The sequence below is a fragment of the Lactococcus sp. dk101 genome (assembly GCF_009601055.1).
Lineage (GTDB): Bacteria > Bacillota > Bacilli > Lactobacillales > Streptococcaceae > Lactococcus.
Window position 1 is genome coordinate 1 of the sequence record NZ_WITI01000026.1, and the last position, 8538, is coordinate 8538.

Here is an 8538-nt window from a genome sequence, read left to right on the forward strand (position 1 = left end):
AACATTGCCAGATTTTATTTCATCATCCGCAATTTTATTTCCTGATTCATCTTGATAGTGTGCAATGACGGAGGCACCAAGGGTGGGGATTTGTTCCCAATAAGCGTACAGATCTATTCCTTTATCACGATTTAAATGGTATCCATTAGTGGATGGGTCTGGAGAAATGAGAGTAGATAAATTATCCTTTTCAGTAGTCCATCCTTTAAAAGTATAACCAAGTCTGGAGACTCCATCAAAAAAAATATTGTATCCTGAAGCAGAGTAGGTAGATAGAAAAACTTTTTTGATTGTGCTATCATGAGTATTTATAAAATTACCATTGTTTGGATCTAAGGTGTAGTAGAACGGATGTACTAAAATATCTATTGAAAAGTATTTTTTGTTCGCTCCACTTTCAGCAACAAAAACGACTGTTCTCCTGTTGACATTTTCTCCAGTCCCACCATTAGCTTCATCTCCTCTGTAGGCAGGGTTTATTCCTAAAATTTTATCCGCAACATTGAAACTTTGAATTGGATAAGATATCGATTGCAGACTATAACTTGCTGAGTTTACAATACTCACTGGAACATAAACAGAACGTGTTTCCGTAGTGTTTTGACTGTAGTCTAACTCAATAGTAACGCCAGTATCTGTCGGAGTTGATGAGCTAGATGATAAGTCATTAAAGTTGATTATAGTATCATTCAAACTATTTGAGGGTTGGTTGAATAGTAGTGTTTCTGATAAGACTACTGAATCAGGGACTGATATCAAGAAGATGATACTGCAACTAAGAATAGTTAAAAAAATTTTTTTCATAAATTCTCCTTCTGAAATGTAAAAAAAAATATAATTGGATTGTCATCTCAATACAATAATAACATATATAACGAAAATGTGAAATATCGTTTACTGAGAACAGAAGCTAGATATGATTAAAAACAGAATTATATCCCTCTCATTTTAGCATAGAACACTTTTTATATTTTTGACATATAATGAATTTAAGGTGCTGGTAATAATTAATGTCTATTATAATGGAAGAATATGATAGATTGTTTTATACTTCGCAACATAGCCCGTAGGACATAAAAAACTGTTTTTTTATGTCCTATTTCAAATTTTTCATATCATTATATAAAGTAAATAGCTCATAACTTATAAGTTATGAGCCTATTTTTGTTTTTATGTTCCATTTGTCTAGGATAACATCAGCAGATAATGTTTGGTTCATGTTTTCGTTAATCAATATTTTTTAAATACCTGATATGATCCTTTTGAATTTTTTCGATAAAACGGTAATTTTGAGTTAAATATGTTCAAGGCAAAAATAGCGATATAAAAATATAAAAAATGAATAAAAAATAAAATAAAGCTCCCAAAATTGTTACTATTCTAATAATTTTTTTAGTGTTATACTTAGCATCTGACTTCGGATAAAAATATTCATCTCTAAATTTTTGATAATCTAATTCTGATAATGGGTTTTGTTTTAGATAGTTCTCCCATGCCTTCTCAACTTCATTTTCGTCCTTATTGTTTCCAGTTTTAACTAATATAAAAAAAATGACTACAAATACTAATGGAATAATTTCCTCCATTTTTTCCTCCCTGAATTTAGTTAATTATACAACTATGATATATCCTTATCAATGCAGAAAACGAGTTCATTCCCTACAATTTATGATATCATTTTTATAGTTAAATAGAGCTGAAAAAGGAGATTTATAAAATGTTATTGGCAGGCATTCTAACCTATATGTCATTTTTTGTATGGATTTTTGCAGTATTTATGTATTTTCGAAATAAAGAATTTTTGTACAAAAATGTGCAATATATTTATTATGCGATTACAACAGTGTTTACAAGTTTGGTCGCGTATTATCTTAGCTTATTCTTTGGTTATATTGGGATTTTTATTACCATAGCATTGTTGCTATTATGGATTAGTGTAACAATAATACAGAATAAAAAAAACAACAAATCGAATAAAAATCTGAAAATTATTCTTGTGCTCAGTGCTGTGATATTGCTATATAGTTTGTATAGCGCGTATGAACACCAACAAAATATAGATTGGTATAATCAGGAAGTAGATAAGGTCATAGGACAAGAAAATCAACAAGACTGAAAAATATTCGATTACGTTATCAAAACGGACGTTACTAATGCGGTCAAGCGTGCGACGCTTGCTCCTGCCGAGTAGGCAGTCCTGCTGACAAGCATGGCAAAGCCTCTCCACGAAGTGGTCACTCTGAAAGAGTCTTGATGAAATCACTGGCAGAGCTTTTTCGTAGAAAAACAAGAATAAAAAGAGACAGGTGACCTGTCTTTTTTTACTTGCTCAGGGTGTGGGACAGAAGGCCCATTTTGGCAAAAATATTTGCCAAAGCGCTCCGCTAGGAGTCCTCAGACAGAGCTTACCTTTACATCGTAAAGTATAGTAAGTTATACTTTACTTGGAAGTTGCTCCGATTTTGTGCTATACTCTAAGCAAGATTTCAATTCTTTAAGGAGGACATTTTTATGGCATTTATGGTAGCTAGAACCGAGAAAAGAAAAGTAGGAAGTTTGGCAGGTTATCAAATTCATGTCGATCGAAAAACCAAGAATCATGAGAACAAAGATATTGAACCTTCAAGAACACATTTAAATTATGATTTGGTGGGTCATAAAGCATCCACAACATTCAAGCATGAATTCATGGATTATATCAACGAAAATAAAGCAAGCAGTCGTGCCATTCGAAAAGATGCGGTTGTCATGCAAGACTGGATCATTAGTTCAAGTAATGACTTTTTCGAAAGTCTTGATGAAGCAGAAACAAGACAATTCTTTGAAGCAGCTGTAGAATTTTTTTCAAATAAATTTGGTGCAGAAAACATTAGATTTGCGACCGTCCATATGGATGAGGCAACCCCACACATGCACATGGGAATTGTTCCAATGAAGGACGGTAGATTAACCGCAAAAACAATCTTTGATAGAGAATGCTTACGCATGATTCAGGAAGAATTGCCCACACATTTTCAAAGTTATGACTTCGATATTGAACGAGGTGTGAAAGAATCTAAAACAGAACATGTTAATTTCACGGAATATAAAAATAAAATTGAGCATTTACAAGAAAAAGTAGATGATTTAACTCAAAAATCACACGACTTACAACAAAAAATGAGAGAGGACAAGGAAACTAACGACAAAAAACAGCGTGAATTCTTTTATGAGCAATGGGAAAAAGACTGGGACCTCATTCAAGACAACTTCCCCGATTTTCATATGGGAGCTGAAGTATTAACTCAGATTTATAGTGAGACAATCCTTGATAATGTCCAACAGGTTGACGTTGACCGTAACTTCCCTCGTGAATTTAATTTAACGGTTAAGCAAATGTTTATTATTATTCAAGAAAAATATGAGGCAATTAAAGAATATATCAAAGAGAAGTGGTCAGAAATCAATTCTAAGCACCTTGACCTCACAAATGATAGGAAAGATTACTTTGAAAGTTTAGGAGCCTTAAACAGCAAAAGAGAGGCTCAGAATGAAATGCTAGCCGATATTGCCATTGACTTAGGTGTTCATGACAGTTGGAAAGAGACAATGATTCAAAAAGGCGGTCAGATTGGAAGTTTTTCAGATGGTCGAGAAATAAATAAGCCCTTTGATGAATTAATTCCAGAGTTGATTGCGACAGCAAGTGAGCTCCAACTCGAAAGCTTGATAGAAAAACAAAAGAAAAACAGCTACAAAGCCAAACATGACGGGGGAGGCTTATCTTTATAGTCCACTCAACAAGGTATCTACAACCGGAGGGCGTTAGCATTTTATTGCAGGGGTGAATTTTTGCAAAGCAAAAAGAGGGCAAAGCCCTTTTTTATGTTTTTTATTTTCGAAGAAAATTTCATTCTTTTATTTTAAAAAAAGAGAGGGAAAAATCGTAGATTTTGGGGGAGATTTTTCTCCCCTGACTATTTATATATTATTTAATAATATTTATAAAGTCTTTCCCCCTCGTTTCTGTGGCTTAACCACGCTGTTTGCGAGACCTATTAAGCTACAAAAGTCCAGCTATTAAGCTACAAAAGTCCAGCTATTAAGCTACAAAAGTCCAGCTATTAAGCTACAAAAGTCCAGCTATTAGCTACCTTTCGTAATTTGTATATTTTAATAAAAAATTGTACAATTACAATAATACTTAATAAATTTTAAAAGGAATAAACATCTATGAAGCAAGTAACAAGATATGAAAATTCAATTAATACAATTCCGATGAGACAATGGACCTCAGAGGAGCAGAATTTTTTCTTTGCAATACTAACACAGCTTAGAGATGAGGGGAGTGAAGTAATCCGTTTCGATAAAGCACAGCTCCAAGAATTTGCTAATTATTCGCAGAAGCATGGTGGTAACTTCAGAAACACTATTAAGTCTCTGGCAGATAAAGTTTTTAATTTACAATACATCGAAGAAACTTCAAATAGCTATGAAAGATTTTTACTGTTTCAAAATTTTAAAGCAAAATGGGATGATAATTTAATCGACATGACACTCGAAGTTAGGATATCACACGACTTTAAATATATTGTGAATCAATTAAAAGCCAACTTTACTCAATTTGAACTTGAGGAATTTACCAACCTTCGTTCTACATATGCAAAAACAATGTTTAGACACCTTAAGCAATGGAGAACAAAAGGCGTAATTGGAGGATATCCAAACGGTGAAATTCCAAAGGAAGATCTATTTATTATGTTAGATGTGCCTCAATCAATGCAAAGAGCGAATAATTTTAATGCTAAAGTATTAAAACCCATTAGCGAGGAGTTGTCTCCATTATTTAAGGGATTAAAAATTATTCCAATTAAAGCAAAGAGAGTTGGTAATCCAATCATTGCGTATAGGTTTTCTTGGCAAAAAGAAGAAACTGGTGCCTTTATAGAAAATAAATTTAATGGCAAAAAAAATAACGTACCCGAGTGGTCGAATTCAAATTTTCAGAACACCACACCTCCTGAAAAAATTTTATTAATGAAAAAATTCCAAGAACTTTCTGGAAAACGACGAAGTGAAGAAATAACTCTCAAAGAGCTAAAAGAACTTGAAGAAATTGAAAGAGAATTAAGAGGCTAATGGCAAGTAAAACAATTAGAGAACTCGCTGAAGATTTACAGGTTAGCAAGTCTTACATAGATAAAATAATTCGCTCACTAAGTATGCATACTGAATTAGATAAAGTAGGCAATAAGTATGTGATTTCAAAAGTTCAGCAAAAGCTTATCTCGGAGCAAATAACAAGTAATAAGAAAGATAAACTATCGAATACTAGTACGCATACTATAGAGTATGAAAAAATGGGCGAAGAGGTTGATTTTTTAAGAAATCAACTAAAAATTAAAGCCAATGAATTAGAACGTATGCAGAAATTATTAGATCAGCAACAACAACTTCAACTTAAAACACAAGAAATGTTAGAAGAAAAAACTCTTCTTTTAGAAACAGAAAAAAGTAAAAGATGGTGGAAATTCTGGAGTTAATTTTAGGCACTGTCTATGGGTGAGGAGGTTTATCAATGAATTATTTAAAAAGAATCCATATGCTAAAAATAGCTTTTTATTGGAACATATTATTTTTATCTTTTGCTGAACTTTTTTATTTATTATTTACAAGTTATAACTATCTTATTTCGGAAATTATAACTAAAATTTTTTTTAGCTTACTTTTTATCTTTGCAGTAAAATCCGTATTGGGTGATATTTTTGAACTTAGAAGGTTAGAGAATAGATATGTTAGAATGAATAAGGACGAAAGAATTCGGGAAGAAAAAAAAGAAACTTCTTTTGAAACTTCTGTGCTGTATTACAAAAAGTATAGCAAGTCCTATTTCATAAAAAGATTATCATTTTTAACACTTCTGCTTATTATTATAGTTATTCTATTTGTTACTTCAGATATATCCACGATAGAAAAATGTAAGTTCACTTCATTTTACTTGATGTATGTTCTGTCAGAAGTTCCTTTCTTTTTATATTATTTAGAATCAATTAAAAGTAAGGAATGAAAATGGTAGTATGTTTGAATGCATTATATTAATTTGTGAAAGGATATATTTTTAATAAGATTTATGAAAAAATTTTATATTGGATTTATGGTTTTGTTCTTCTTCGCAGGAGTTATGGGGATTGCACTCTCAATCTATTGGTGGATTACCCAAACTTTTGTTAGTAGAACAGGGGCAATACAATCAAGTCTTTTTTCTTTTCTAATTGCAGGGGTAACTTTTATAGAAATATTAGTAAATACTACAAAATTAAGCAAGGAAAATGCTATAAAATATGACAAAAAAATAATGACTATCTTTATTTTTTTGATGCTTTTATCTAGTATCTTATCAGCTATGAAACTATTATTGTATTAAATCTTTAGTAAGTAAATTAGAATATAGCTCAGCAAAAAACTCTTGGGAGATTTATTTTTAAAAAATAAAGTACCTTCTAAACTCTAGTTATGAGCTTATTGGAGCTCAATAAAATCAATAGTCACACAAACAGCTCATAACTTATAAGTTATGAGCTCCTTTAAATTTAACTATTTTTTTGAAAACAGTTGTTTAATGCAAGTTATTTATCAACTGCAGTCCTCATAAAGGCATTACTTGCATAATTCCTGGATTCGAACCTAAAGGCACTGTTTTTCTCAAAATTACTGGTATCTTTGTATAGACACTATTAAATTCTGGACTTAGACCACCTCTCAATGCCTGTTCCCGGAAAGTGAACTCTATTCTCCGAACAACATTTGGAAAGTACTCTCCTTTTTCAAATAATTCTTTGGCAATGATTAATTTTTTCTTTTCTTCAGGATAAACATCAGCGCTATCTAAAAGATAGCAAAGCTCATCTAAAAATTCACGTTCTACCTTTGTAAACTTAACTTTTTTTTGAGACATAATTTACTCCTCCGTGATCCTTGAAAATTTTTTTGATATTACTAATTTAATTATACAAAAACATTTTAATTAATTTAAAAACGTAGTATATATGCTTCTTGAAAATATTTTTAGTAATTTCATGAGCAGTAAATCGAGACTCAAAAGTGTCGCATAGGATGTTAAATTTTCAATAATTTTATTATGATTCAACTTTCACAAGAATTCTAAAAAAATAAAAATAATATATATATTTGGAGGTGTCCATTGCACTACGCAAGATACGGTAAAGTATTTAAAAAATTAAGAACGCAAAAAAAATCTTCCTCTCTCTTTTTTTGAAAGTTATGGTCTTCAAAAATCCGCAATTCATAATTTTGAAAATGGAAAATCAATGATAAGATTTGAACGTTTAAGCGTTGCCCTTCAAGCAATGAATGTAAGTCTATCAGGTTCTGTTGCAAAGTTTCCCGATAAGGCTATTTCAGTGTAAAATGAAGAAAAAAGATAGTGAGGATAGGGAATATGAACCATTTTAAAGGCAAACAATTTCAAAAAGACGTAATTATTGTTGCAGTAGGTTACTATCTCCGTTATAATTTGAGCTATCGTGATGTTCAAGAAATTCTTTATGAACGAGGAATACAGGTGAGTCACACTACTATTTATCGTTGGGTGCAAGAATACAGTAAAGTTCTCTACCACCTTTGGAAGAAGAAAAATAGACAGTCCTTCTATTCCTGGAAAATGGACGAAACCTATATCAAAATTAAAGGGAAGTGGCATTATTTTTACCGAGCAATTGATGCAGACGGCTTAACCTTAGATATTTGGTTACGAAAGAAAGGAGATACTCAAGCAGCCTACGCTTTCTTAAAGCGACTTCATAAACAATTTGGTCAACCGTGAGTTGTTGTGACCGATAAAGCACCTTCTATAGCTTCTGCGTTTAGAAAATTACAGAAGAATGGTTTATATACTAAGACCGAGCATCGAACGGTTAAGTACCTTAACAATTTAATTGAACAAGATCACCGCTCAATTAAACGGCGCAATAAATTTTATCGAAGTCTACGCACGGCCTCTACTACGATCAATGGCATGGAGGCAATTCGAGGAATATATAAAAAGAACCGAAGAAATGGAATGCTCTTCGGATTTTTGGTATCTACTGAAATTAAGGTGTTAATGGGTATATCTGCTTAAGCATAAAACAAATAGATAAGAAATTTTGTTGTTATACAAGTTTGCAACAGAACCGGCTATTTTTACAAAAACTATTTTATATTAACTTTTTTGATCCCTTTACGTTTTTTTAGAGCAAAGAGAGTCACTGCACCTGCCAAATAAATTAGACTCAAACCAACCAACACTGATAAAACGGTGAACTCATCTCCAGTTTTAGGTAAAGAACCGCCTCTAGATGTCTTTGTGCCATTAGAGCTAGTTTTTAATTGTACAGTGTTGTTAATTGAGTTAGATGTCGACGGTGTCTTAGGAGTTACTGGAGTTACTGACACTGGATCCTTCATATAGACATAGATTACTTCTTTCTCATCTTTAGTGATTACTCCATTTGTTGGAGCGCTTCCTGCTTTCAATGCAGTAAAGGTGTAACCAGTGAT

The 8538-nt window shown here is 32.0% G+C and carries 10 protein-coding genes and 1 pseudogene; 7 read left to right on the plus strand and 4 right to left on the minus strand.

What is annotated here, in order from left to right; genetic code table 11:
• A partial coding sequence (locus GHI45_RS11015; protein ID WP_153497455.1) for a hypothetical protein occupies positions 1-804 on the minus strand: 804 nt, incomplete at its 3' end.
• A 500-nt stretch (positions 805-1304) separates the two neighbouring features.
• Positions 1305-1586 carry a hypothetical protein gene (locus GHI45_RS11020; protein ID WP_147780835.1) on the minus strand — a complete coding sequence of 94 codons (282 nt, stop codon included), beginning with the start codon at positions 1584-1586 and terminating at the stop codon, positions 1305-1307.
• Between the two features lie 131 nt (positions 1587-1717).
• On the opposite strand from GHI45_RS11020, the gene GHI45_RS11025 reads away from it, so the two are divergent.
• The 6 genes from GHI45_RS11025 (at position 1718) to GHI45_RS11050 (ending at position 6403) form a co-directional block, all read left to right on the plus strand.
• Complete coding sequence (locus GHI45_RS11025; RefSeq protein WP_147780834.1) at positions 1718-2116, plus strand: hypothetical protein; 399 nt, start codon at positions 1718-1720, stop codon at positions 2114-2116.
• A 395-nt stretch (positions 2117-2511) separates the two neighbouring features.
• Positions 2512-3771 carry a MobV family relaxase gene (gene mobV / locus GHI45_RS11030; RefSeq protein WP_147780833.1) on the plus strand — a complete coding sequence of 420 codons (1260 nt, stop codon included), beginning with the start codon at positions 2512-2514 and terminating at the stop codon, positions 3769-3771.
• Positions 3772-4212: 441 nt separating this feature from the next.
• A complete protein-coding gene (locus GHI45_RS11035) occupies positions 4213-5118 on the plus strand; it encodes a replication initiation protein (protein ID WP_147780832.1) in 906 nt (301 codons plus the stop codon).
• Entirely contained in the window at positions 5118-5522 is a 405-nt protein-coding gene (locus GHI45_RS11040) for a DUF536 domain-containing protein (protein WP_147780831.1), read from the plus strand. The genes GHI45_RS11035 and GHI45_RS11040 overlap by 1 nt, the downstream gene beginning before the upstream one ends.
• Positions 5523-5557: 35 nt before the next feature.
• Positions 5558-6046: a hypothetical protein gene (locus tag GHI45_RS11045; RefSeq protein ID WP_147780830.1), complete on the plus strand. Its 489-nt coding sequence runs from the start codon at positions 5558-5560 to the stop codon at positions 6044-6046.
• A gap of 63 nt (positions 6047-6109) precedes the next feature.
• Positions 6110-6403: a hypothetical protein gene (locus GHI45_RS11050; protein ID WP_147780829.1), complete on the plus strand. Its 294-nt coding sequence runs from the start codon at positions 6110-6112 to the stop codon at positions 6401-6403.
• Between the two features lie 222 nt (positions 6404-6625).
• Here the strand turns inward: GHI45_RS11050 and GHI45_RS11055 are convergent, their stop codons facing one another.
• Entirely contained in the window at positions 6626-6934 is a 309-nt protein-coding gene (locus GHI45_RS11055; protein WP_147780828.1) for a hypothetical protein, read from the minus strand.
• 504 nt (positions 6935-7438) lie between these two features.
• Between GHI45_RS11055 and GHI45_RS11060 the strand changes: the two are divergent.
• A pseudogene (locus tag GHI45_RS11060) lies at positions 7439-8119 on the plus strand (IS6 family transposase).
• A gap of 71 nt (positions 8120-8190) precedes the next feature.
• Here the strand turns inward: GHI45_RS11060 and GHI45_RS11065 are convergent.
• Positions 8191-8538, minus strand: a 348-nt coding sequence (locus GHI45_RS11065) for an LPXTG cell wall anchor domain-containing protein (RefSeq protein WP_153497456.1), incomplete at its 5' end; no start/stop codon positions are given.